Here is a 24,008-nt window from a genome sequence, read left to right as displayed (position 1 = left end):
ACCCGCTATACAGCGGGTTTTGATAGGACTTATTCTTTCAGCTTAGAAGAAGCTTACTTTGAACTCAGCACCGATGTAACGCTCTTCGTTCACCATTGCTGTGTTGTTATTGAAATCGATAGCGCCGATTGATTGTTGCTCGTCGAACATGTTACGAACGAATGCTGATACTTCATATTCGTTGTCGCCTTCAGCCCAAGCGTAACCGGCACGTAAACCAACTTCAGTTAATGGCTTACCTTCAAATTCAACTGACTCGTATAAGAAGTAATTGATTTCGCTACGGTAAGACACGTCAGCGTATGTGAAGAATTCACCGTCAGCTACTTCGCGGCTATAACGTAATGTTAGGTTAGAGATCCACTCAGGTGCGTGCGGTAAACTATTACCATCAAGAATAGCTTGACCTGCGCTGTTTAAAGAATTTGTAACAGTACACTGAGCACATACGTCAACGGCTAAGTCTTTATCGTCAAGCTCAGTATTGTTGTAGCTTAAGTTAAATGTTGCGTTTAGGTTGTCAGTTAATACCCACTCAGTGTCTAACTCAAAACCGTAACCAGTTGTCTTATCAGCATTAACTAAACGGTTGAAGTTTGCACCACCACCTACAGCTGTTAATTGTTGGTCATCCATTGTGTAATAGAACACTGTGGCATTTACACGACCTTGGCCGTCAAGAACGTCTGATTTGATACCTGTCTCGAAAGACGTCACAGTTTCAGACTCAGCAACAGTTACTTCATCACCGAATAAGATACGACCCTGAATACTTGGTGCACGGAAGCTGTTCGCAACACGTGCGTACCAGTTTACGTCGTCGTTGATCTTATAGTTAGCAGATAGATCCCAGCTAACGTGATCGTCACTTGGGTTTTCTGTAAGGAAAAGCGCACCGCCACCAGCAGGGCTTAAAGTACGGTTCGCAGAGAATTCTTTCTCGTCATCTGAGTAACGAAGACCCGCAGTGATTTTTAGATCATCAGTGATTGTGTAATCTAATGAGCCGAATACCGCCCATGCTTTGGTATCTTGTTGCTGGATAACATAGCCGTTTAACTCACCTGGCGTTGAACCATAAGTGTCGTAGCTGAAGTTTTCGATCGTTAGCGCTTCATCAAAGTAGAATACACCTACTTGGAAATTTACGTCGCCAGCATAGTTGCTAGATAAACGAAGTTCTTGCGTGTACTGGTCTTGATCTGGAATACCGTCAGCACTTTCAGAATAGAATGGAATAAAACCAGGACCCATATCTGGTAAGTAGCTAGCACCGTAACCGCCGTCGATATCAGCGCGAGAATAGATTTCAGCACTTTCCCATGCAGAGATTGACGTAAGTGTTAAATCGTTGATATCCCACTCAAGCTTTAAGCTTGCACCTTGAGATTCAACTTGCTGAGTCGCACGAGAAGCAGCATCGTGGTAAACCACGTCGTGCTCAAAATTATCTACTAAATCGTTAGTACCAGCTTTGATAGCATTACCACGGAATGCGATTGGCGTACCATCCATATCACGTACATGGTAATTGAAAAGACCAGTGAAGTCGTCGCCTTCATATAAGAATTGAACACGTGCCGCTTTCTCAGTGTAACCACCTAATACGTCATCTTGCTCAAAACCTGGTGCACGATTATCAATATAATCATCTTTTTCTTGCCAAAGAACAGAAACACGTGTTGATAAACGATCTGTTAAGCCACCGCCAACAGCACCTTCAAAATCAACTGCGCCACGGCTACCGTAAGATACTGAGCCATAGCCTTCAAATTCTTGTGATGGTTTAACTGTATCAAATTTAACAAGACCAGCCGGCGTGTTACGGCCGAATAAAGTACCTTGTGGGCCACGTAGAACTTCTACGCGTGCTACGTCAAATACAGGGAAACCTTTTAAGATAGCGTTCTCTTGAACTACTTCATCCACCACTAAAGAAACAGGTTGTGAAGCATTTAGGTCAAAGTCAGTATTACCTAGACCACGAACATAAAAGCGTGGGAATGAACGACCAAACGAAGATTCAATTGATAAGCTTGGGATCTTCGCGTTCATGAAACGAATATCCATACCAGCTGAGCTGTAAGCATCTAAGCTGTCACCTTGTAAAGCAGATACAGCTACAGGTACTTCCTGTGCGTTTTCTACACGTTTACGAGCGGTGATTTGAATAACTTCTAATTGATTGTTTTTTGCTGCTGAGGCTTCGTCTGCAGCAAGAGTTGAAAATGAAGTACCTGCTACGGCAGAGAACAACGTTGCATTGATAAGTGTTGCTAACGTAGATCTTTTCATTGCTTTCATGTCGGGTTTTAACCTTTTTTATGCACTCTTATTCAACGGTGATGATGTTGCGTCAATTCATTTGACGGGCTCGGCCAATTTTTCGCGCCTTGTAATAAGCTGCGCGGACCTCTTAATCGAGAGTGCAAAACGAAGTAAAGAGGCTGAACGAACGCTGACGATTATAACACTTTATGACACTTTTACTGCATTAAAAATTATAAATATACAATTATTTTACAACAATTAGCGGCAACATCGCCGCATTTAGAAGATTTTATGCAATTATTTTTGATTAAAGCGGACATATGTCCTGTCCATCTAATCACGACAATGTGTAGACATTATGCACAAATGAGAGCCACTTTCATTTACCCCTTTTTTAGCAACTAATCAGTTACACGTGCGAATTCTGGATTAGCTAATTCGCACTCATGCTCATTTAATAAGCCTAAAATTGCTAAGTTTAATTCTTCTATTACTTCCATATAAAATGCAAAGTCGACAGTCTCTACGTAGCTTAGTACATCCACTTGTAAAGCCCAAGGCGAGAAAGCTTTAAAACGAACCCTGCAAGGCTCAAAGGCGATATGTTTATGTTGTTCTAAAAGCTCTCTTACCGCTTGCATAAACGAGATTAGATTTTGTTGCTTGGTATTCGCACTGAGCATCAATTTCGGCCTATAAGAAATACGCTCTCTTTCAGAAACATTCTCAAGCTGCATATCAACGAACTTTGCATTCGCCACATATATTACAGAGCGGTCAAGAGTGCGAATTCGAGTTGCTCTCAGTCCTATTTCTTCAATTGTGCCTAGCTGGCTACCAAATTTACATAAACTGCCAATTTTAACTGGTGCTGAAATATAAAGTGTGATGGCCGCTATAATATTTTCCACCGTTTTTTGCGCAGCCAGCGCGATGGCTAAACCACCGATCCCTAAACCAGCTAATAGCGTTGTGGCATTGAATCCTAAGTTTTCAAACCACATAAATAGCAAGATAATTACAATTGAGGTTTTTACAACGTTACTAATTGGGCGAAGTAAAAAAACCACTTGGGGCCTATCTTGCTTAATGAAGCGCTGACCAAGTCTATGCTTCACTATGTCAACTGTACGAAGGCATATCCAACCCCATGCAATCAAAAGTACTGTTGCACCATGAAATAAAGCGAGTACAGCAATCGTTACATTCGACTGATCACTCAAAGAACGCGACATTAATACAGCCAGCAATAAGCAAACTGGCCCATTGATGAACGCTATCACATCTTTTTCGACTGGCACTTTTAAATGGGCAAGTATAAAAGTAATAATACGCGTCAAGATGATTGCTATTGCAAGGAAAAGCAAAAAACTAAAAACAAAATATACCCATTGCCAAAGTAGCACACCTAAAAACTCAACATCTGGCAAGTTTTTATATAACCACTCGCCGACATGGCTATAGCCATACTCTTTCGTCAATAAGGGAATTTGGCTTACCGTCGCATTCGATATTTTCCAGATGCGATTGCCACTTTCTGGGTCTGGAATCAACTGTAATAAGATTTGCACAGTACCTTGTGAGGTTGAGATTTCCCCCACTAAATCACGATAACTTGGCACACTTTCTTTTTGTTTTCCTTCGGGTTTATTACTTAAGTTATCAATGTCGACCCAGAGTGTACGATCAAGTACTACAGATAAGTTCTCAGCTAGTTGAAGCTGCCCTATAATAGACACATCCTTAGGTAAATTTCGAAAATCAAGATACTGAGCAGCCCGTTCAAAGTCACGAGCTCTGGCCGCTTTCAAGTAACCCTGCATTGAACTTCTTGGTGTCATTCGACCATATGTGTCGAAAGGTAAATCATCCTCTAAAGCCGTTTCTTTTTCTTCGCTGGCTGCAGGAGAACTGACTTCAGGCTCTTGCTTAGCTGCTTTTTGTTCACTTTGCTCTTCCTTGTTGTCTTTATCTATTAAGGACTTAACGGTAACTTCAGGTGTGGTTGTTGCCCATAATGGCGCATTGAACAACAGTAAAAAACACACTAATAACTTACTAAATTGTAATGAAAACTTTGTATTACAACGGCTCACACTTTGTTCCTTGTCTTATAAACATTAAATCGCTGAAATAATCAGCTAATTAAATTAGAGCACGGTTTGTGTAACTGTACAAAAAATAATTAAAAATCTTTGCAAGTAAGCGCTGAGATGTTAGTTATATAGAGACTAAAGCAAAGGAAAACGATAATGCAGATTTCAAGTTCACTAATCCCCCATTGGTCATCATTAATGATCCACGGTGTCATCGCTATCATTTTTGGTATTTGTGGTTGGTTTGCCCCAGAAGCCTCATTAGCGATTTTGATGTTTATTTTCGCCGCTTACTTTTTTGTCGATGGTGCCATTAGAACTTGGTTAGCTATTGCTTCAAAAAATGAAAACCCACTTTGGTGGATGCTATTAGTTGGTGGTCTAATTTCAATTGCAGCTGCACTTGTGACCCTGTTTGCTCCCAACGTAACGGCTATCTTAATGCTGTACTTTATTGCCGCATGGGCTATTGCTATTGGTGTGATTGAGATTGTTATTGCCAGTAAACTACGCAAAGAAATCACTAATGAGTGGCTGTTAATTGGCAGCGGTATTATTTCGATTATCTTTGGTGGATATCTGATATTTAACCCTGGCGCGGGCATAATCACCCTGCTTTGGCTCGTTGCCAGTTACGCCATCGTGTTTGGCATAATGATGGTACTATTAGCACTTAAGCTGAAAAAAATGCAACACTCTCAAATATAAAACAAAAAAGGAGCTGTTTAGCTCCTTTTTTATATCAATCAAATCAGGACTGATTAATCAACGCTGTTTTCTTCTTGATTGTGTAACTCTAAACTCGCAGACATCGCATTTTCACGCGTTGATTTCGCTGAATCATTACGTAAACGGTCAATGTGGTTCAGGTAGTCTTGGTCGATATCACCAGTGATGTATTGACCATCAAATACTGATGTTTCAAAACGGGTGATTTCTGGATTTTCTTGGCTTACTGCCGAGATTAAGTCATCTAGCGATTGATAGATAAGACCATCTGCACCAATGCTTGCGTTGATATCTTCAACTTCACGGCCATGAGCAATTAGCTCAGCTGCCGATGGCATGTCGATACCATAAACGTTCGGGAAACGAATCTCTGGCGCAGCTGAAGCGAAGTAAACGTTCTTCGCACCTGACTCACGAGCCATCTCAACGATTTGTGCTGACGTTGTACCACGCACAATTGAATCATCAACAAGTAATACGTTTTTACCCTTGAACTCGCGGTCAATGGCATTCAGTTTTTGACGAACTGACTTCTTACGCATTTCTTGGCCTGGCATGATGAACGTACGACCAATGTAGCGATTTTTAACGAAACCTTGGCGGTATGGCAGGTTAAGAGCAGACGCAATCTCAAGCGCTACATCACATGATGTTTCAGGGATAGGAATGACAACGTCGATGTCTTTATCAGCCCATTCACGTGCAATCTTTTCACCTAACTTAGTCCCCATGTTTACACGTGTTGCATAAACAGACATACGGTCAATCGTTGAATCTGGGCGCGCAAAGTAAACGAACTCAAAGATACACGGTGCGTAAGTTGCTTTTTCAGCACACGATTGTGAGAACAGCTGACCATCTTCAGTTACGTAAATTGCTTCACCTGGTGCAACATCACGAACAAACTCAAAGCCGTCGGTTTTTAAAGCAACGCTTTCTGATGCAAACATGTACTCAGTACCGTTTGCTGTTTCGCGCTTACCAAAAACCAGTGGGCGAATGCCGTTAGGGTCACGAAATGCAACAATACCATGACCAATGATCATAGCAATCGTTGCATAGCCACCTGTTACTTTATTATTAACTTCAGTTACCGCAGTGAAGATATCTTCCGCATCAAGTTTCAGCTTGTTTGATTTACTTAACTCATGCGCCATGATGTTAAGTAAAATTTCAGAGTCAGACGTTGTATTAACATGACGGCGAGCTTCTGAAAATAGTTGCTGCTTTAATGCTTCTGCGTTTGTTAAGTTACCATTGTGCGCAAGTGCGATACCAAATGGCGAGTTAACATAGAAAGGTTGCGCTTCTGACGAGCTAGAAGAACCAGCTGTCGGGTAGCGAACATGGCCAATACCAATTGTACCTTGCAGACGTTTCATATGACGGGTATGAAATACGTCTTTTACTAGGCCATTGGCTTTACGTAAGCTAAACGTGTTGTTTTCAATGGTAATGATGCCAGCTGCATCTTGACCGCGGTGTTGCAAAACAGTTAAGCCGTCATATAACGCCTGATTAACAGGAGAAGTTCCGACTATGCCAACGATACCACACATTAAATTTATCCTCGCCGATTAACGGTTTACAGAATTTAAAAAGCTCGAGTTGTTTTCGAGGTACGAGAAGAACCACTCAACAACAAAGCCAAATTCTGGAATCAAAATAGAGTTGCCCCACCAATGCGTATTAGGTGCACCGGTAAAAGCATCAAGAAAGAAGAGTAACGCGCTTACGACCAACACGCCACGAAGAGCACCAAACACTATGCCGAACACACGGTCTGTGCCAGATAAACCAGTACGTTGTACAAGTTCACCTAAAATATAGTTTAGTAACCCACCCAACAGGAGTGTCGCAAAGAATAATATGGCTATTGCGGCTGCATTTCTTAAAAGGGGTTCTGAAATACTTGTTAGGAAGGATGCTAAATATTGGTAAAACAAGCTAGAGATGATAAATGCGCCAGCCCATACAGCTAATGACATTGCTTCTTTTACAAAGCCACGTATTAAGCCGATGATAGTGGATAGTGCAATAATACCAAGTACGGCGTAATCAACCCAGATCATAAGAACCAACTAGTCGTTAATTTGGGGCGCATTCTATACCCAAACCACCTGTGGATGCAAGAATTCAGCATGAGATAAAACGCATTTAGGCAAGGCATTGATTGTAGGGAATGGTGTCCCCTTGTCAAAATCAATAACGCAGAATAAATGCGTTTTAGCCATGCCCTTCGGGGGCTTCACAGGGCTTCCACTACTGCGTTGTAGCAATTTGAAAGGTACCTACATTCCTGCATCGCCACGCCTTGTATTGAAAACCCTGTGATAGCGCTGAATCATGGATCCACAAGTGGTTTGGGTATTTGAACCACCTGTGGATGCAAGAATTCAGCATGAGATAAAACGCATTTAGGCAAGGCATTGATTGTAGGGAATGGTGTCCCCTTGTCAAAATCAATAACGCAGAATAAATGCGTTTTAGCCATGCCCTTCGGGGGCTTCACAGGGCTTCCACTACTGCGTTGTAGCAATTTGAAAGGTACCTACTACTTGAATGCCAAGCCCTGAGTTTTAATCCCTGTAATAATGCTGAAACTTGGATCCACAGGTAGTTTGGGTATCCTTTGCCAGATCATTTTGTAATTTCAAACTGAGTAACTTTGCCATTTAACTTGGTTAACTGCTTTAACTCAGTAAGCTTACTCTCTAACTCTTTCTTGCTAAGTGAAGGGCCTACAAAGACTTTTGTAAGTGTGCCGTTCGGGGTTTTGACTGGCCGAGTGAAGGTTTTGAAACCATTCGCTTTTAATTTTTCCTGTAGTGATTTCACATTAGGTGCGTGGGAAAAACTCCCCAGCTGAATGACATAAGCCATTTGTGTGAGGTTCTCTTCTGGCTTACGAGTTGGCTCTGGGGTTTTAGCGATTGGCTTTGCTGGTTCTTGCACTACGACTTTTGGCTCAGCTTTGGTAATGACAGGCTCATCTGTTGAGGCTTCAACCATTTTCGGCGCATCATCAATTTGCTGGGTTTCATTAGTAACAAGTTCAGTATCGTTTGCTTGAATATCTTCAACCGAAATTTGCGAAGGTTGCTCCGCTGAAGATACTTTATTATCAATCGCTTCTTGCAAGTCAATGGTAGTGAACTCAGGACGTTCAGGAATTGCTTTAAAGCCTTCTTTATAATGAACCTTTTCACCATCCAAAATGTTTGGGATGAAGACAATAGCCGCCACAACCACAATCGTGGTTCCTACTAAGCGATTAATAAACCCTGCGTTCACCGATTTCCTCTCTATTTTTTAAAGTAATTGATGGCTGCAGCCACAGTTATAAATGAACCAAACACAATCACTAACGTGTTTTCATCGACATTTGGTAATAACGTATCTAGCGCAGTTTCAACACTCGCATAGTGCGTGCTTGGCGCTGTTGATGCGGTTTCGGCTAATGCTTTAGCAAGATTCTCAACCTTGTCTCCACGGAAACAATCTAAGCTTGCTAACGACCACTGATCAACAACATTCGCCATGGCCGACATAGCAGCCACCTTATCTTTATCTGCAAGCATAGCGACTAATGCATGAATTTTAAACCCTTGATCTTTATACACGCTTAATTTGCGTGCCAAATATCGAGCAGATTCAGGATTATGCGCAACATCGGTAAAAATAAGCGGTTGCTCACTTAACTGCTGAAAGCGACCTTCGACAATAAGGTTAGCTAAGCAGTCACGCACTTGTTGCTCGCTTGGCAGTAGGTCAAGTTTTGCTAGTAAGGTCAACGCGGTTGCTGCATTTTGACAAGGGATCGCAGGCTTAGCTAAGCGCCAGTCTTTATCTTGGTACTGCCATTTAAAGCCTTTACTGTCTTCTGTGAATATGAAGTCACGACCTGATAGCACCATATCAGCGTTAATTTCGTTGCCATAATCAGTTACTGTGTGTGGAATGGCTAAATCGCCAACAATAGCAGGCGTATTGGTGCGGAAAATGCCAGCTTTATCGTAACCAACAAGTTCACGGGTATCACCTAGATATTCTTTATGGTCTAAATCTATGGTGGTGATCACACAAGCATGTGGTTTAACGATATTAGTGGCATCGTAACGACCACCAAGGCCGACTTCTAACAGTACATAATCAACGGCGTGACGTTTAAAAATAGCCAGTGCACCTAAGGTACCGTACTCAAAATAAGTTAGTTGCGTGTCAGCACGGCCTTTTTCTAGCATATCAAAAGCATCAACATGGAATTGATCATCAAGCTCTTGGCCATTAATACGTACGCGCTCGTTGTAACGAATAAGATGCGGCGAAGCATAAGTACCCACACTAAAACCCTGTGCAAGTAATAAGCTTTCTAGGCAACGGGCAGTGGTCCCTTTACCGTTAGTGCCTGCAATAAGGATTATTTTGCTTGATGTATCAAGTAAACCGACTTGGTTTGCCACGCGTTCTACGCGCTCTAAACCCATTTCGATATTGGCAGGATGGACATTTTCTAAATAACAAAGCCAATCATCAAGGCTTGATGATTGGCTAGGAAGGATTTCTGTCATAGCGTTTAATCAGTTAAGCTGAAATTTACGCTACTCTATGCTCTTGTTCAGTAGAAGGCAAGTTCATAAATTTCGCTAAGATACGTGCAAGGGTGTCACGCATTTCACGACGGTCAACAATCATGTCGATTGCACCGTGCTCTAGCAAGAATTCACTGCGTTGGAAACCTTCAGGAAGCGTTTCACGTACTGTTTGCTCGATTACGCGAGGACCCGCAAAACCGATAAGCGCTTTAGGTTCAGCAACGTTTACATCACCAAGCATTGCCAGTGATGCAGATACACCACCCATTGTTGGATCTGTTAATACTGAAATAAACGGTAAGCCTTTTTCGCTCATTTTCGCAAGCGCAGCACTTGTTTTAGCCATTTGCATTAATGACATAAGTGCTTCTTGCATACGTGCACCGCCTGATGCAGAGAAACAAATAAGTGGCATGTCGTGCTCTAAACATTGGTCTACAGCTTCAACAAAACGAGCACCTACTACTGACGCCATTGAACCACCCATAAACGAGAACTCAAAAGCAACAGCAGCAACAGGAATGCCTTTTAAACGGCCTTTCATTGCCACAAGTGCGTCTTTTTCGCCGCTTGCTTTTTGTGCTTGGGTAATACGGTCTGAGTATTTTTTAGAATCTTTAAACTTTAATACGTCTTTTGGTTCGTGCTCTGCACCAAGTTCTTGACGATCAGCATCGTCTAAAAAGTTTTCAAGACGTTTACGGCCACTTAAACGCATGTGGTGATCACACTTAGGACACACGTTGAGTGCTTTTTCTAATTCTGCTTTATATAAAATTGAATCACAGTCTGTACACTTAGCCCAAACCCCTTCAGGGATTTCTTTACGACCTGACGATTTAGTCGTTTTAGGTAAGATTTTTTCTAACCAACTCATTTGCAACTCTCTTAATGCTGTTCTGTGTCGCAGTCTGTTTAATTGGAAACACTCACTTGTGTTTCTGATAACAAATAAACAGACAGATTTTTTCAATTAAAACATGAATTACCCGCAGACGATATAAAAAACTGGTCTTAGTAGTAGTCTACTAAAGTCTAACTGTCTGAATCAGGTAAAAACAAAGGCCCTAATGGTGTTTTAGGAATGCCAAAATGTTCTGGGTAATCCACGTCAACTAAGTAAAGGCCAGCAGCTTTCGCTGTCGCACTTGCCTTAGCGCGCTCTTTTAAATCGAGTAATTCTTTTAACCACACGGGTTCATGCTTATGAAGACCAATGTCCATCAAACACCCTGTGATGTTTCGTACCATGTGATGTAAAAACGCATTGGCTTTAATATCAATAATCACATAATCACCTTGGCGTTTTACCGACAGGTGGTGAATAGTACGATTTGCTGTATTTGCTTGGCAATGTAGTGCTCTAAACGAAGTAAAGTCATGCTCGCCTATTAAATACTGACAGGCTTCTTGCATTTTAGTTTCGTCTAATGGGTGATGAAAGTGTGTCACCCCTTCACTCATGATAGCGCCGCGATAGGTGTAATTATAAATCACATAGCGGTAGCGACGAGCTGTAGCACTAAAACGAGCGTGAAAGTCTTCGCTTACAGGCTGGGCAAAGCGAATAGCAATATCTTTTGGCAGTAAGGTATTCATACCCATAGTGAACGCGACCATTTCACGCTCAGCGTGAGTATCAAAATGGATCACTTGCCCGGTGCCATGTACACCCGCATCGGTGCGGCCTGCACAAACAATTTCGACTGGATGATTACAAATACGCGACAACGCCGTTTCTACTTCTTGTTGTACGCTATTGACGTGTGATTGACGTTGCCAACCACTGTAACGCGCGCCGTTGTATTCTACTCCAAGTGCTACTCGCATAATGCTCTATTTACCTACTGTACTAAATGACGGGGCATTTTATGCGATCTACGAGCTCAATAAAAGCCACTCGAGTAGATCACATTGTTCTGTTACTCAGATATCACACCAATTCCTTAAGTATTATTGCGAGCTGGTATTAATCTTCTTCGATGTTATCGAGGCCCTTAGTGCCATCTTTAGCACGAAGCTTATGATGGATTGCTGACTTAATCAGCATATAGCCGCTAATAGGCGCGGTGATCAGTAAGAAAATTGAAATGAGAATTTCTTTTACGCTCATCCCTTCATTGGTATAGCTAAAATAAACCATCGCAGCAATCAATAACGATGCCATTCCTAGGGTTGTTGCTTTAGTTGGACCGTGTAAACGCATAAAAAAATCAGGCATTTTCACAAGGCCTATTGAGCCTATTAGAATAAAGCAACCACCAATTAATAGTAAGATTGATACAATCCATTCACTCATCATTTGCTACCCTATTCAATAATATCGCCACGTAGCAAATACTTACATACAGCTACCGTGCTAACAAAGCCAAGCATAGCGATTAATAATGCGGCTTCAAAATATAAATCTGTTCCCATGCTCATGCCATACAGAATAATTAAAGCGATGGTGTTAATAAACATAGTATCTAAAGCCAAAATACGATCAGGTACCGACGGCCCTACAATTAACCGCCACACGTTTAGTAATAAAGATATAGCTATCATGGCGTAAACTATTAAAAAAACGGTATCTAGCATCGAAAAATCTCCTTAAGCGGTGCTTCATAGCGCTGCTTAATCGTTTTAATTAACGCTTGTTCATCAGCTAAATCGAGCACATGGATTAATAAATAGCGCTGCTCAATCTCTGCCCCCTCTTCGAGGGACTCAGGAATAGGGTAAACCTCTGCGCTCACAGTACCCGGCGTTAACGACACTGTACTTGCCAAAATAGTAATTGGCATTTCGTGGCTTAAATCCAAAGGCACTTTTATAAAACCTGGGCGCAATTTTTTAGTGGGCCCGAGAATCAACAGTGCCACTTGTAAATTGGCAGTCACAATATCATAAAGCACCAACAATAAGTGCCTAAACGCAAGACCCGGCCTTACAATTAGCGGCTGAGGATCACGAAATGGGAAAGTAATCCACGGAATGGTAATTGCGAAAAATGCAGCTAAAAACAGGTGTCCAGGCGACACACTGTTATTTAACAACAGCCATACAATAAATAATAAAACACTGCGAAATGGTGTTGGCAACCAACGAAAGCGAGCTTCTAAACGCATCAATGGCCTCCTTGTAATACAGTGTTGATGCTAGTGTTGATATCAAACAACTGCTCTGATGTTGCTAGCATATAGTCTGAAATAGGTCCTGCAAATACAACCATTAAAGGTGAACATGCAAGTAGCGCAACTACTGAAATCACTTTAAGAGGATGTGCTTTGGTGCCTTCAATTGCTTCACTGTCTTTATGAGTATGATCCCAGAATAAGCTTGTACCAGCGCGTGAAACCGCCACTAATAACGCCAAACTAGATACTAGGTAAATTGGCCAAAACAACATGGCTTTTTCACTATCTAGCGTGCTCTTTAAAATCCATACTTTACCTACAAAGCCAGATAACGGCGGCATACCAACAACGGCAAGAGCAGCAACTATGAAACAAGCACCAAGCAAGTATGGCTGTGCAACGGCACGACCTGCTACTAATCGGTCGGCAACTTTACCGCGTTGTTGAGCAATTAAATCTGCAATTAAAAATAGTGCTGCGCAAATAATAGTTGAATGCACTAAGTAGTAAAGTAATGCAGCTGTTGCAGAGACATTTTGAATCGCAACCAATGCCACTAAAGTACCTACAGATACAACAACCAGATTCGCAACAAGCTTTCTAAGGTCTTGACTCGCTAATACACCAATACCACCCATAACTATGGTCGCTAGTGCTAAGCCCCATAGCCAAGGTTGTGCCATGTGAGCAAGCTCGCCAGCATTATCACCAAATATTACGGTATACACACGTAGCATGGCATAAACACCTACCTTGGTCATAATCGCAAATAATGCAGCCACCAATGGCATTGCACTTGCGTAGGTATTCGGTAACCATAAATGCAATGGTAATAACGCGCCTTTTAAAGCAAATACCACAATTAATAACAAACCACCAATTTTAGCGAGGTAAACATCGTCACCCGTCAATTGCGGGACTTTTTGCGCTAAATCAGCAATATTCAATGTGCCTAGTACACCATAAAGTACACCTAGCGCAATCAAGAACACACTTGAACCAATTAAGTTTAAAATCACATATTGCAGTGCAGCACGTGTACTGTGTTTGTTACCTGCATGCATCAATAATGAGTATGAGGCAATTAACAAGACTTCAAAGAATACGAATAAGTTAAACACATCGCCAGTTAAAAAGGCACCATTAACACCTAACACTAAAAAGTGCACTAATGGGTGGAAAAAGCTCCCTTTTTTATCATCACCTGCACAGCTATAGAGCACTACAACCGCACCAAGGAAACTGGTAAGTAACACCAGTAGTGTTGCTAGTCTATCGGCAACCAGCACAATACCAAATGGTGCAGACCAGTCACCGATTGCGTAAACAAGCGGTGCTGTACTATTAACGTGGTATAATAAGTAAGCACTTACTGATAATGTGACAATCGACAAAATAACCGACGAAACACGACGGATATGTAAGTTTTTACCACATGGCGGCATGAGTAAAATAACACCTGCCAACATCGGAATTAGAATCGGTAAAGAAGCTAAATGCTGAATCATTTTTGCTCCTTCGATGATTTAACAAGGTGACCATCAACATGGTCATTACCCAAATCTGCACGACCACGAATCGCTAAAATAACCACAAAAGCGGTCATCGCAAAGCCAATTACAATTGCTGTTAAAACCAGCGCTTGAGGGAGTGGGTCGGCATACTCACTGCCTGTACCAAGTACAGCCGCTTTGTTAATTGTTAAGCGGCCTGAAGAGAATAAAAACAGGTTAACTGCATACGACAACATAGTCAGGCCGAGTACCACAGGGAAAGTACGAGCCCGCAATATTAAGTAAATTCCGCATGCAACCAGCACGCCGACGCACGATGCGTACAATACTTCCATTAAATATTTACCTCTTGCTTGGGTGTATCAGCAGTTAATTTACCTAAACTTGCTAAAATCATCAGCGTTGCACCTACAACAGTTAAATACACACCTAAATCAAATACGATAGCACTAGCAAGTTCTGTTTTGCCGACTAACGGAATATCAAAATAATCAAACCAGGTTGTTAGGAATGGACGTTCGAAGAACCAACTTCCAATACCTGTGAACAATGCAATAGCAATACCTGACGCAATAATCTTACGATAATTCACGTCAAATCTGCCTGCAATCCAATGCGAACCATTGGCCATATATTGCAAAATAAATGCAATCGCGGTAACGAGTCCTGCAATAAAGCCACCACCTGGTAAGTTATGACCACGTAAGAAAATATACGCAGACACAAGTAATGCAAGTGGTAACAAGCTTTGTGAAATACTCGAGAGTAGAATTGGGTAACGCTCTCTTGCCCATGGGCGCCCTTCGCTATCACTTGCTGGCATAAACAGCGGCAAGTTAATAAGCAGTTTATAAATACCTAATGCAGCAATACCCAATACGGTAATTTCACCTAGGGTATCAAACCCCCTAAAGTCAACGAGGATAACGTTTACAACGTTAGTACCACCACCGCCAGTTTTTGCATTGGCAACAAAGAAGTCAGAAATTGACTCAAGTGGTCTTGTCAGAAGCGCATAACAAATACTTGCCACAACCACACCAATTGCCGATGAGATACCCAAGTCACGCAGAATACGCAGTGAGCTCGATTCTTTCGGAGTACGCTGCGGTAAAAAGAACAGTGCAAGCATCAGTAGCATCACGGTGACAACTTCAACCGTTAACTGAGTCAGTGCTAAATCTGGCGCAGAGAATCGAGTGAAAGCAACAGATACCATCAGGCCTACAATTGAAATCATAATCAAAGATATCATTCGTGAGCGGTGCCAAATAACCGTTGCCAACGCACCAATTATTAGTAAGCCTGCACCTATTGCATTATGGAAATCGATTGGGGTTAACTCGCTTGCTCCTGCTAACTGGCGCATTTCAAATAAAGGCCAACCCGCACACATGAGCACCACCGCAATCATCACAAAGGCATAACGCTGTAAGGAACCATTTTCGATACGTTTAATCTTTTCTTGTGACCACTTAATCAAGCTATATAAGCCACGCTCAAAGCCTTTTTTAGCATTCAAAGTTGGTAATGACGCTTGGAAGTGGAACAGGTGCTTACGCTGCACATAAATCATCACACCAACGCTTGTTGCAATAAAGCTCATTAACAGAGGTAAGTTAAAGCCATGCCATACTGATAGCTTATAATCCGGGGCTACATTACCAAGCACTGCGAAAGATGCCGAAGCTAAAATATCGCTTACTGCAAAGTGCGGGAACATACCAACGAGTAAACACAGCACAACCAAAATTTCGATTGGTACACGCATATAGCGTGGTGGCTCATGGGGCTGTTTTGGCAAATCAATTGGGTCGCCATTGAAAAACACGTCATGAATAAAGCGCGCTGAATACGCCACAGATAGTGCACCAGCAATCGTTGCTAACACTGGAATTAACCACGACATAGAGCCAAGCACTTGTTGATGTAGTGTTTCGGCAAAGAACATTTCTTTCGACAAGAAACCATTTAACAGTGGCACGCCCGCCATGGCTGCAGCTGCCACCATAGCAAGTGTGGCGGTATACGGCATAAATCGCCACATACCATTAAGTTTACGCATATCACGGGTGCCAGTTTCATGATCAATGATACCCGTTGCCATAAATAACGACGCTTTAAACGTAGCGTGGTTAATAATGTGGAAAATAGCAGCCACTGTAGCAAGCTCAGTGTCTAAACCTAAGAGTAATGTAATTAAACCTAAATGGCTGATTGTTGAATAAGCCAACAAGCCTTTTAAATCATGCTTAAACAACGCGATATAAGCGCCAACCAATAAAGTCGCCAGACCCGTCATCGCCACTAAGATAAACCAAGTATCTGTGCCTGATAGCGCTGGATAAAAACGCGCTAATAAAAAGATACCCGCTTTAACCATGGTTGCAGAGTGTAAGTAGGCACTGACTGGTGTCGGTGCCGCCATCGCATGTGGTAACCAGAAATGAAATGGAAATTGCGCAGATTTGGTAAAAGCACCTAATAGCACTAATACCAGCGCAACTTCATAGAGTTCATGAGATTGAATAAGCGCTTTGCTTGCTAAAATAACGTCAAGATTATAACTACCAACAATATCACCAATAAGTAATAAACCAGCTAGTAATGCAAGACCACCGGCACCGGTAATAGCAAGCGCCATGCGCGCGCCTTTTCGAGCTTCTGATTTATGCCACCAATAACTGATCAATAAAAAAGAGCTAATACTGGTGAGCTCCCAAAAAAACCAAAGCTGAATCACATTGTTTGACATCACGATGCCAACCATTGCGGTCATAAATAGCATTAAATAGCAGTATAGCTTTGGCATTGAGTCGCTATTACTCAAGTAATAACGCGCATAAAAAATCACTAGGGTACCAATACCCAAGATCATATATAAAAAGAGTAACGTTAAACCATCAAGTCGAAACGAGACTTGCATGTTTAAAAGCGGGATCCACTCAGCAGTGTAGCGAATTGTTTCACCAGAAAAGACTGCAGGGGTATACGAAAATACAATTCCAAGGGCAATCAAAGGCGCTAACATGGTCAAAGCAGTGCTTTGGTTACGTGTTAGTTTTGAAGTGCAGGATGAAATAACACTGCCGATTAAGGATAACAGGGGTATCCAGAGCAAAGTCATAATTAGGAGCCTTTTAGTGTCATAAGAATATCAATACCGCTCTAGTTTTAATTAGTTGCGTACTGTTCATTTGGATGGTTAAAAGTTGGCTTCAAAAAAAGCTTACAATGCGTATAGTTATACTGATCAGGTGCTATTTTGTCTATAGGAGACACTCCTATTTGCACAATATTCAACCGCTTTGCATACTAAAATAGCAATAAATAGTCGATTAGTCAGAAAAATTCTGCTCTTTGGAAGCTGTTGTAAACACTGGCTTTAAGCCTAAAAAGGCAAAATATTCAGAAAACCGAACCGGCTTTGTTAAGGGCTGGTTAATTTGTTTTTGCCAAAGCGCTCTGTATTGCTCAGATAACCCCATAGTTTGGTACTGCATAATCGACCAATTAGGGCTAGGTTTATAGGCCTTTTCATTGTCGCAAGCGACACTTTTTTGCCAGCTTTTTGGTGGAAGAACGCCATTTGCGATAAATAAATTTGGAGCGACTAACCCTTGCTGCTTGCACAGCCACTGCTGTTTTTTCTCTGCTAAAGCATATTCATCTTCAAAACCACTAAAGTGCATTAATTCATGTAAAAACACCGCATAAGGTTGCGATGAGTTAATATGCATAATACCGCCTTGAACATTTGCTGCCCCTTGATTCGACATCATCACAATAAAGTCAAAACCTTCAGGCCATTTTTGCTCTGCAGCATTTTGCCAATTACAACTAAGCGCCCCACCACTTGCATCACACTTAAATTTATCGGCTACATAAACAACCTCAGTGAAGCAAAAGCTGTCTTTGGCGGGCTCAGGAGCTTTGCTGTATTGCTGCTTATACTGGTTTAAAGCCTGAATCCCTTTGTAGTGATCTGTCATCATTAAAACATTAAATTTGCACTGGCTGCTTGCTTGTAAAGTCGCTGTTGATAAAGCAAATTGCTGTTGCTTCGCATAAGCAGGGGCAATTTGAGCTACCGGCATTTGTTGTTGCAATAGCCAAGCTTGCTTAGCATTCCCCTCGGGTAACTTGCCAGCTTGGCCTAAACTGCTTATATCGTGCCACTGTTGCGTTTGGACTAGCTGATCCGCTAAGGCTTGCTGCTGCAATAAAGTAAATTCAGCAAAGTAAGGCTGCCACCATAATTTTGCTGCAGTGTAGTCTTGTTGCTGCAAAAACCTAAGCGCAAGCTGATACACGGCATTGCTATCATCGAGCTTTGCCAGCTGGCGAAGTTGCGAGTTACTCAACACTAAATGCTGCAAATTAATAGCACTCGGCGCTAAATGATAGATAGCTGTCACTTGTGAAGGGCTGGTATTTGCGTAATAAAAATAAGCGGGAATAAAACGAGACACTGAGCTTGAAACAAGACCCAAGCTCAGTAATAGAATCACAATTAAAGAAACCTTAGCTTGCGTTTTCACCAGCCATTAACTCAAGCTCTAAACGGGCATATTTGTATTCAACAAATTCATGTACATTGGTGGCAAGGGCAAGCCTAAAATAGTCAGCAGCAAGGTAGTTATCACCAGCTGCTTGATGCATTTTAGCTAGATAGAAATAAGCTTCACATAAGCGATGTGCATACTCTTGCTCTGAAGTAACGCCTTCAATAATGCCAGATAAAAATTCAAACTCACTAATGTCACCTAAGTATAGTGCCAAGAGTTGGTAACCCCATTGTGACTCATCTACACCTTGTGAGTTAGCTTTTAAATCAATTAAGGCTTGCTTTTTATCAGCTTCTGATTGCGCTAAATAAAGCCATAACACACGATAAGGATCGCTGGGTGAACGATTTAAAAACTGTTGTAAATCATCTTGTGCAAGTAATGGGCGCTCACCATAGTAAAGTGCAATCCCACGATTTAAATAGGCGTACTCATGCTGCTCATTAAGCTCAAGTGCAGAATCAAAAAATTCGTAGGCTTGTTCATACTGCTGCATCAGTGTGTGGTGAATACCTAAAAAGTTATATACCTCAGCCAAATCTGGTTTGAGCTTAATCGCACGGTTAAAGTCTATTCGCGCTAACGTCGACATACCTAAGCTGTCAAATAACACGCCGCGATCGTAATAAAGCTTAGCCTGTTGCTCAGCACTTAAATCTGCGCGGTTTAACAACTCAGAGTAACGAGCAATCGTAATTTCATTACGAAAATCAGGCGCCAATGGTGCGGTAAAAGGCACATTAACAATAGGGACTGACTCAGATTGTGTGGTGGTTTGGCATGCACTTAAAGAAAAAATAGCCACAGCGGTCAATGCTAAGTGTTTAAAAATCATTAAATTCCTTAATACCTGAATTCTCTGTAGACAAAATCGAAGCGGATAGGTTTCATTAAAGCATAAAAAAAGGGGCTAAACAGCCCCTTTTTCTTATATCCAGCAAATAACTGGTTATTCAATCATCATTAAGCGTCTTTAGACTCTTCTGCTTTTTCTTCAGCAGCTGATTCCATAGCTTCTTTGATGCTTAGACGTACACGACCTTGGCGATCTACTTCAAGAACTTTAACTTTAACTTCTTGGCCTTCGCTCAGGTGGTCAGTCACGTTGTTAACACGCTCAGTGCTGATTTGTGAAATGTGCACTAGACCATCTTTACCTGGAAGAATATTAACGAACGCACCAAAATCAACGATACGAACAACTTTACCAGTGTAGATAGTACCTACTTCTAGCTCAGCAGTTAATTGCTCGATACGCTTAATAGCATCGTTAGCGCTGATGCCATCAGTTGCTGCGATCTTGATTGTACCGTCATCTTCGATTTCAATCGTAGTACCAGTTTCTTCTGTAAGTTGACGGATAGTTGCGCCACCTTTACCGATAACTTCAGCAATTTTCTTCGCAGGGATTTGCATTGTGTAAATGCGTGGCGCGAACTGAGATAACTCTTCAGAAGGTGCTGAAATCGCTTCGTCCATAACACCTAAGATGTGTAAACGTGCTGCTTTCGCCTGTTTAAGAGCGATTTGCATGATTTCTTTAGTGATACCTTCGATCTTGATATCCATTTGTAATGCAGTGATACCATTAGAAGTACCCGCTACTTTAAAGTCCATGTCACCTAAGTGATCTTCATCACCTAAGATGTCAGAAAGAACAACGAAATCTTCGCCTTCTTTAACTAGACCCATCGCAATACCAGCAACAGATGCTTCAATTGGTACACCAGCATTCATAAGAGCTAATGACGTACCACATACTGATGCCATAGACGATGAACCATTTGATTCAGTGATTTCTGAAACAACACGGATTGAGTATGGGAAGTCAGTTAACGTTGGTAATACAGCTGCAATACCACGCTTAGCTAAGTTACCGTGACCGATCTCACGACGCTTAGGTGAGCCAACAAAACCAGTTTCACCTACGCAGAACGGAGGGAAGTTATAGTGCAGCATAAAGTGGTTTTTGTTAGTACCAGTTAAATCATCGATTAACTGTGAATCACGCTCTGTACCAAGTGTTGCAGTAACAAGTGCTTGCGTCTCACCACGAGTAAAGATTGCAGAACCGTGAGTACGAGGTAAAACCCCTGTCATTACGTCTAGTGCACGGATCATATCTGGTTCACGACCATCGATACGCTTCTCACCTGCGATGATACGGCCACGAACGATTTCTTTTTCTAAAGAACCAAATAGTTTACCAACTTCTTGTGTATCTAGCTCTTCGCCTTCAGCAAGCTCTGCAGTTAAAGTAGCAACAACTTCCTCTTTCGCTACACCTAGTGCTTCTTTACGCGCTACTTTGTCAGTGATGCGGTATGCTTCACCTACTTTTTCAGCAGCGATTGCAGAGATTTTCTCAGCAAGTGTTACATTTTTCTCTGGTGCAGTCCAATCCCAAGCTGGTTTACCTGCTTCAGCTTTGAATTCGTTGATTGCGTTGATGATAGCTTGAGATTGCTCATGACCATAAACAACCGCACCTAACATTACTTCTTCAGATAGTGTTTCAGCTTCTGATTCAACCATAAGTACTGCGTTATCAGTACCTGCAACAACTAGGTCTAATTGGCTCTCTTCAAGCTCAGCTAGTGTTGGGTTAAGTACATATTCGCCGTTGATGAAACCAACGCGTGATGCACCGATAGGACCATTGAATGGGATACCAGAGATAGCAAGAGCTGCTGAAGTACCAATCATAGCAACCATGTCAGGTTGGATTTCTGGATTAACAGAAACAACTGTCGCAATTACTTGTACTTCGTTTACGAAACCGTCTGGGAAAAGTGGACGGATTGGACGGTCGATTAAACGAGCGATAAGCGTTTCGCCATCGTTAGGACGACCTTCACGCTTAAGGAAACCACCAGGGATACGACCCGCAGCGTACATACGCTCTTGGTAGTTAACTGTTAGTGGAAAGAAGTCTTGACCTGGTTGTGCATCGCGCTTGCCTACAACAGTAACTAATACTGAAGTATCGCCAATGCTTGCTAGTACTGCGCCGTCAGCTTGACGAGCGATAGCACCAGTTTCTAGAGTCACAGTGTGTTGACCTAGTTGAAATTCTTTAATAATTGCTTGCACTTAAAAATATCCTTTAAATGTAAAAGCAACTCAGAGCAGTGCTCCGAATTGGTAAAAAATAGTCCATCAAAGTACCAATTACAGTACTTAATTGTGCTTATGAAAACACGATTAAGTACTACAATTGGCAATGATGTTTTTTCAATTACTTAGTAGATTCACCTACTAAGATGTGCGCTAGTATACCTTTCATGCGCGCACAAAAAAAGGGGCTAAATAGCCCCTTTTCTCGTAATCTAGTTCTTAGCGACGTAGGCCAAGCTCTTGGATTAACGCAGTGTAACGTGCAATGTCTTTACCTTTAAGGTAGTCAAGCAGTTTACGGCGTTGGCTTACTTTGCGAAGAAGACCACGACGTGAGTGGAAGTCGTGCTTGTGGCTAGCAAAGTGACCTTGAAGCTTGTTGATATCGAAAGTTAGAAGTGCAACTTGTACTTCAGGTGAACCAGTGTCGCCTTCAGCGCGTGCAAATTTACCGATGATCTCAACTTTTTCTTGATTGCTTAGTGACATAGTAACTCCAAAAATTAATTTAAATTGTGTTTTAGCCGATCACTAATTCAGCCAAAACGATTGAGCGGGGCGTATTCTACCCAGCTTTGCTTATAACTACAAGGTAATCTTTACTCAGGCAGCTGATTTGATAAGCCACGCTTTGATTTTAAGTGACCATCTTTATGGCGCTCACCGGTACCAATGAACACCCCATCAGCCATTACCTTTACTACCCCATCTGGTACAGGCCTACCAATCACTACTGTTTGACCATGACTAAATGCCACGCCCTGCTCTTGGGTAATCTCAATCACAGGTAAGTCAACCAAAGCAGTATCCATTGGCAATAGTAGCTCATCGAGGTAGCTTGAAGGCGCAACATCGTCTGCTTTTGCTTGCTGTAGCTTTTCTTCAAGTTGCTCAAGAGTGACCATTTTCTCACTTGGATAATGGCCAACTGCACTGCGGTGTAACATGATAACATGAGCACCACAGCCAAGCTTTTCACCTAAGTCGTCAACAATAGTACGAATATAAGTGCCTTTAGATACATGTGCCGTCATTTGTACTTCGTTATTAGCTTCATCAAACTCATCAAGCGTTAAACTAAATACATTAATTTTTCGACACTTACGCGGCACTTCAATGCCTTCGCGGGCATATTTATACAAAGGCTGACCTTGGTATTTAAGCGCAGAGTACATCGAAGGGTATTGATCCGACTCACCTAAGAAACTGGCAATTTGCTCAGCTAATTGCTCAGGTGTTACCGATACTTCACGCGTTTCAACCACTTCACCATCTGAATCAGACGTTGTAGTTCGCTCACCAAGTTTGGCACGAACAACATAGGTTTTGTCTGTATCGAGCAAAAACTGGGTAAACTTAGTCGCTTCACCAAAACAAATAGGCAGCATACCCGTCGCGAGCGGATCAAGCGCACCGGTGTGGCCTGCTTTTTGAGCAAAGTATATTCCCTTTGCTTGCTGCAATGCTTTGTTTGATGAAATACCTTGCGGCTTATTAAGTAATAAGATGCCGTCAATAGCACGACCTTTACTGCGTCTAGCCATTAGCCTTTAGTGCCTTCTTCGCCGTCGTCTTCGTCTACATGCTTAGCATTGTCTTCACGAATAACAGAATCAACCAAGTTTGAAATACGCATACCTTCCATTAGTGAATTATCGATTACAAAACGTAACTCTGGCATGATGCGCGCACGAATGCGTTTACCTAATAAAGAACGAATATAACCCGTTGCTTCATTTAAGATTTTAGCGCTTTGCTTGGCTTTATCTTCATCATCCGTGTTGAATACCGTGATAAATACTTTTGCGTAAGATAAGTCGCGAGATACCTCAACCGCAGACACTGTTACCATGCCTAGGCGTGGATCTTTGATTTCGCGTTGAAGAATAACAGCAATCTCTTTTTGAATTTGCTGAGCAACACGATCAGTGCGAGAAAATTCTCTCATTTCATTTCACTCTAAAATAATAACTTATTGATGTTAAAGAATAAGTTAATT

The 24,008-nt window shown here is 41.9% G+C and carries 21 protein-coding genes; 1 reads left to right on the top strand and 20 read right to left on the bottom strand.

Translation table 11 applies throughout. The features are described from left to right. Positions 1 to 42 precede the first annotated feature (42 nt). Both J3455_RS05050 and J3455_RS05045 read right to left on the bottom strand, forming a co-directional pair. Entirely contained in the window at positions 43 to 2,304 is a 2,262-nt protein-coding gene (locus J3455_RS05050) for a TonB-dependent receptor (protein ID WP_167658453.1), read from the bottom strand. Positions 2,305 to 2,672: 368 nt separating this feature from the next. Further along, positions 2,673 to 4,367: a mechanosensitive ion channel family protein gene (locus J3455_RS05045; protein ID WP_240701322.1), complete on the bottom strand. Its 1,695-nt coding sequence runs from the start codon at positions 4,365 to 4,367 to the stop codon at positions 2,673 to 2,675. A gap of 156 nt (positions 4,368 to 4,523) precedes the next feature. On the opposite strand from J3455_RS05045, the gene J3455_RS05040 reads away from it, so the two are divergent. Beyond that, positions 4,524 to 5,075 (top strand): HdeD family acid-resistance protein, encoded by a 552-nt coding sequence (locus J3455_RS05040; RefSeq protein ID WP_130051962.1) that lies wholly within the window; start codon positions 4,524 to 4,526, stop codon positions 5,073 to 5,075. 53 nt (positions 5,076 to 5,128) lie between these two features. Here the strand turns inward: J3455_RS05040 and purF are convergent, their stop codons facing one another. From purF to rbfA, 18 genes are all read right to left on the bottom strand, one after another. Further along, on the bottom strand, positions 5,129 to 6,655 hold the full coding sequence (gene purF, locus J3455_RS05035; protein ID WP_349561261.1) for an amidophosphoribosyltransferase: 1,527 nt from the start codon (positions 6,653 to 6,655) through the stop codon (positions 5,129 to 5,131). 18 nt (positions 6,656 to 6,673) lie between these two features. Beyond that, positions 6,674 to 7,168, bottom strand: a complete 495-nt coding sequence (locus J3455_RS05030) for a CvpA family protein (protein ID WP_130051964.1) — start codon at positions 7,166 to 7,168, stop codon at positions 6,674 to 6,676. A gap of 568 nt (positions 7,169 to 7,736) precedes the next feature. Beyond that, positions 7,737 to 8,390 (bottom strand): SPOR domain-containing protein, encoded by a 654-nt coding sequence (locus tag J3455_RS05025; protein WP_130051965.1) that lies wholly within the window; start codon positions 8,388 to 8,390, stop codon positions 7,737 to 7,739. An 11-nt stretch (positions 8,391 to 8,401) separates the two neighbouring features. Further along, positions 8,402 to 9,667, bottom strand: coding sequence for a bifunctional tetrahydrofolate synthase/dihydrofolate synthase (folC, locus tag J3455_RS05020; protein WP_349561259.1), 1,266 nt, complete (start codon positions 9,665 to 9,667; stop codon positions 8,402 to 8,404). Between the two features lie 25 nt (positions 9,668 to 9,692). Beyond that, on the bottom strand, positions 9,693 to 10,568 hold the full coding sequence (gene accD / locus J3455_RS05015; protein ID WP_130051967.1) for an acetyl-CoA carboxylase, carboxyltransferase subunit beta: 876 nt from the start codon (positions 10,566 to 10,568) through the stop codon (positions 9,693 to 9,695). Positions 10,569 to 10,726: 158 nt separating this feature from the next. Further along, the gene (gene truA / locus J3455_RS05010) at positions 10,727 to 11,521 is read right to left on the bottom strand and encodes a tRNA pseudouridine(38-40) synthase TruA (protein ID WP_130051968.1); all 795 of its coding nucleotides are present in this window, start codon (positions 11,519 to 11,521) and stop codon (positions 10,727 to 10,729) included. Positions 11,522 to 11,660: 139 nt separating this feature from the next. Further along, positions 11,661 to 11,993 (bottom strand): Na+/H+ antiporter subunit G, encoded by a 333-nt coding sequence (locus J3455_RS05005; RefSeq protein WP_130051969.1) that lies wholly within the window; start codon positions 11,991 to 11,993, stop codon positions 11,661 to 11,663. An 8-nt stretch (positions 11,994 to 12,001) separates the two neighbouring features. Then, entirely contained in the window at positions 12,002 to 12,271 is a 270-nt protein-coding gene (locus tag J3455_RS05000; protein WP_130051970.1) for a K+/H+ antiporter subunit F, read from the bottom strand. After that, positions 12,265 to 12,801, bottom strand: coding sequence for a Na+/H+ antiporter subunit E (locus J3455_RS04995; protein ID WP_130051971.1), 537 nt, complete (start codon positions 12,799 to 12,801; stop codon positions 12,265 to 12,267). The genes J3455_RS05000 and J3455_RS04995 overlap by 7 nt, the downstream gene beginning before the upstream one ends. Next, complete coding sequence (locus J3455_RS04990) at positions 12,801 to 14,318, bottom strand: monovalent cation/H+ antiporter subunit D (RefSeq protein WP_130051972.1); 1,518 nt, start codon at positions 14,316 to 14,318, stop codon at positions 12,801 to 12,803. The genes J3455_RS04995 and J3455_RS04990 overlap by 1 nt, the downstream gene beginning before the upstream one ends. After that, positions 14,315 to 14,659 carry a Na+/H+ antiporter subunit C gene (locus tag J3455_RS04985; RefSeq protein WP_054553167.1) on the bottom strand — a complete coding sequence of 115 codons (345 nt, stop codon included), beginning with the start codon at positions 14,657 to 14,659 and terminating at the stop codon, positions 14,315 to 14,317. The genes J3455_RS04990 and J3455_RS04985 overlap by 4 nt, the downstream gene beginning before the upstream one ends. Next, on the bottom strand, positions 14,659 to 17,451 hold the full coding sequence (locus J3455_RS04980) for a monovalent cation/H+ antiporter subunit A (RefSeq protein ID WP_349561257.1): 2,793 nt from the start codon (positions 17,449 to 17,451) through the stop codon (positions 14,659 to 14,661). The genes J3455_RS04985 and J3455_RS04980 overlap by 1 nt, the downstream gene beginning before the upstream one ends. Before the next feature lie 211 nt (positions 17,452 to 17,662). Continuing rightward, positions 17,663 to 18,835 carry a hypothetical protein gene (locus J3455_RS04975; protein WP_130051974.1) on the bottom strand — a complete coding sequence of 391 codons (1,173 nt, stop codon included), beginning with the start codon at positions 18,833 to 18,835 and terminating at the stop codon, positions 17,663 to 17,665. 13 nt (positions 18,836 to 18,848) lie between these two features. Then, on the bottom strand, positions 18,849 to 19,727 hold the full coding sequence (gene nlpI / locus J3455_RS04970) for a lipoprotein NlpI (RefSeq protein WP_130051975.1): 879 nt from the start codon (positions 19,725 to 19,727) through the stop codon (positions 18,849 to 18,851). Positions 19,728 to 19,855: 128 nt separating this feature from the next. Continuing rightward, complete coding sequence (gene pnp, locus J3455_RS04965) at positions 19,856 to 21,985, bottom strand: polyribonucleotide nucleotidyltransferase (RefSeq protein WP_349561256.1); 2,130 nt, start codon at positions 21,983 to 21,985, stop codon at positions 19,856 to 19,858. A gap of 243 nt (positions 21,986 to 22,228) precedes the next feature. Further along, positions 22,229 to 22,498 carry a 30S ribosomal protein S15 gene (gene rpsO, locus J3455_RS04960; RefSeq protein ID WP_130051977.1) on the bottom strand — a complete coding sequence of 90 codons (270 nt, stop codon included), beginning with the start codon at positions 22,496 to 22,498 and terminating at the stop codon, positions 22,229 to 22,231. Between the two features lie 110 nt (positions 22,499 to 22,608). After that, positions 22,609 to 23,553, bottom strand: coding sequence for a tRNA pseudouridine(55) synthase TruB (gene truB, locus J3455_RS04955; RefSeq protein WP_130051978.1), 945 nt, complete (start codon positions 23,551 to 23,553; stop codon positions 22,609 to 22,611). Beyond that, the gene (rbfA, locus tag J3455_RS04950) at positions 23,553 to 23,957 is read right to left on the bottom strand and encodes a 30S ribosome-binding factor RbfA (RefSeq protein ID WP_130051979.1); all 405 of its coding nucleotides are present in this window, start codon (positions 23,955 to 23,957) and stop codon (positions 23,553 to 23,555) included. Before rbfA ends, truB begins: the two co-directional genes overlap by 1 nt. Between the last annotated feature and the right edge of the window lie 51 nt (positions 23,958 to 24,008).

The organism is Pseudoalteromonas sp. NFXS39 (assembly GCF_040148775.1).
Taxonomy (GTDB): Bacteria; Pseudomonadota; Gammaproteobacteria; order Enterobacterales; family Alteromonadaceae; genus Pseudoalteromonas; species Pseudoalteromonas apostichopi.
The sequence above is the reverse complement of the archived record's forward strand: the minus strand, read 5'-3'. Positions and strand labels throughout refer to the sequence as shown.

Excerpts from the sequence above, each read along its gene's own strand:
- J3455_RS04980 (WP_349561257.1), bottom strand. The coding sequence starts at position 17,451 with ATGACTTTGCTCTGGATACCCCTGTTATCCTTAATCGGCAGTGTTATT.
- folC (WP_349561259.1), bottom strand. The coding sequence starts at position 9,667 with ATGACAGAAATCCTTCCTAGCCAATCATCAAGCCTTGATGATTGGCTT.
- rbfA (WP_130051979.1), bottom strand. The coding sequence starts at position 23,957 with ATGAGAGAATTTTCTCGCACTGATCGTGTTGCTCAGCAAATTCAAAAA.
- J3455_RS05000 (WP_130051970.1), bottom strand. The coding sequence starts at position 12,271 with ATGCTAGATACCGTTTTTTTAATAGTTTACGCCATGATAGCTATATCT.
- accD (WP_130051967.1), bottom strand. The coding sequence starts at position 10,568 with ATGAGTTGGTTAGAAAAAATCTTACCTAAAACGACTAAATCGTCAGGT.
- J3455_RS05030 (WP_130051964.1), bottom strand. The coding sequence starts at position 7,168 with ATGATCTGGGTTGATTACGCCGTACTTGGTATTATTGCACTATCCACT.
- truB (WP_130051978.1), bottom strand. The coding sequence starts at position 23,553 with ATGGCTAGACGCAGTAAAGGTCGTGCTATTGACGGCATCTTATTACTT.
- J3455_RS04985 (WP_054553167.1), bottom strand. The coding sequence starts at position 14,659 with ATGGAAGTATTGTACGCATCGTGCGTCGGCGTGCTGGTTGCATGCGGA.
- J3455_RS04995 (WP_130051971.1), bottom strand. The coding sequence starts at position 12,801 with ATGCGTTTAGAAGCTCGCTTTCGTTGGTTGCCAACACCATTTCGCAGT.
- nlpI (WP_130051975.1), bottom strand. The coding sequence starts at position 19,727 with ATGATTTTTAAACACTTAGCATTGACCGCTGTGGCTATTTTTTCTTTA.
- J3455_RS04990 (WP_130051972.1), bottom strand. The coding sequence starts at position 14,318 with ATGATTCAGCATTTAGCTTCTTTACCGATTCTAATTCCGATGTTGGCA.
- truA (WP_130051968.1), bottom strand. The coding sequence starts at position 11,521 with ATGCGAGTAGCACTTGGAGTAGAATACAACGGCGCGCGTTACAGTGGT.
- rpsO (WP_130051977.1), bottom strand. The coding sequence starts at position 22,498 with ATGTCACTAAGCAATCAAGAAAAAGTTGAGATCATCGGTAAATTTGCA.
- J3455_RS05040 (WP_130051962.1), top strand. The coding sequence starts at position 4,524 with ATGCAGATTTCAAGTTCACTAATCCCCCATTGGTCATCATTAATGATC.
- purF (WP_349561261.1), bottom strand. The coding sequence starts at position 6,655 with ATGTGTGGTATCGTTGGCATAGTCGGAACTTCTCCTGTTAATCAGGCG.
- J3455_RS05050 (WP_167658453.1), bottom strand. The coding sequence starts at position 2,304 with ATGAAAGCAATGAAAAGATCTACGTTAGCAACACTTATCAATGCAACG.
- J3455_RS05005 (WP_130051969.1), bottom strand. The coding sequence starts at position 11,993 with ATGATGAGTGAATGGATTGTATCAATCTTACTATTAATTGGTGGTTGC.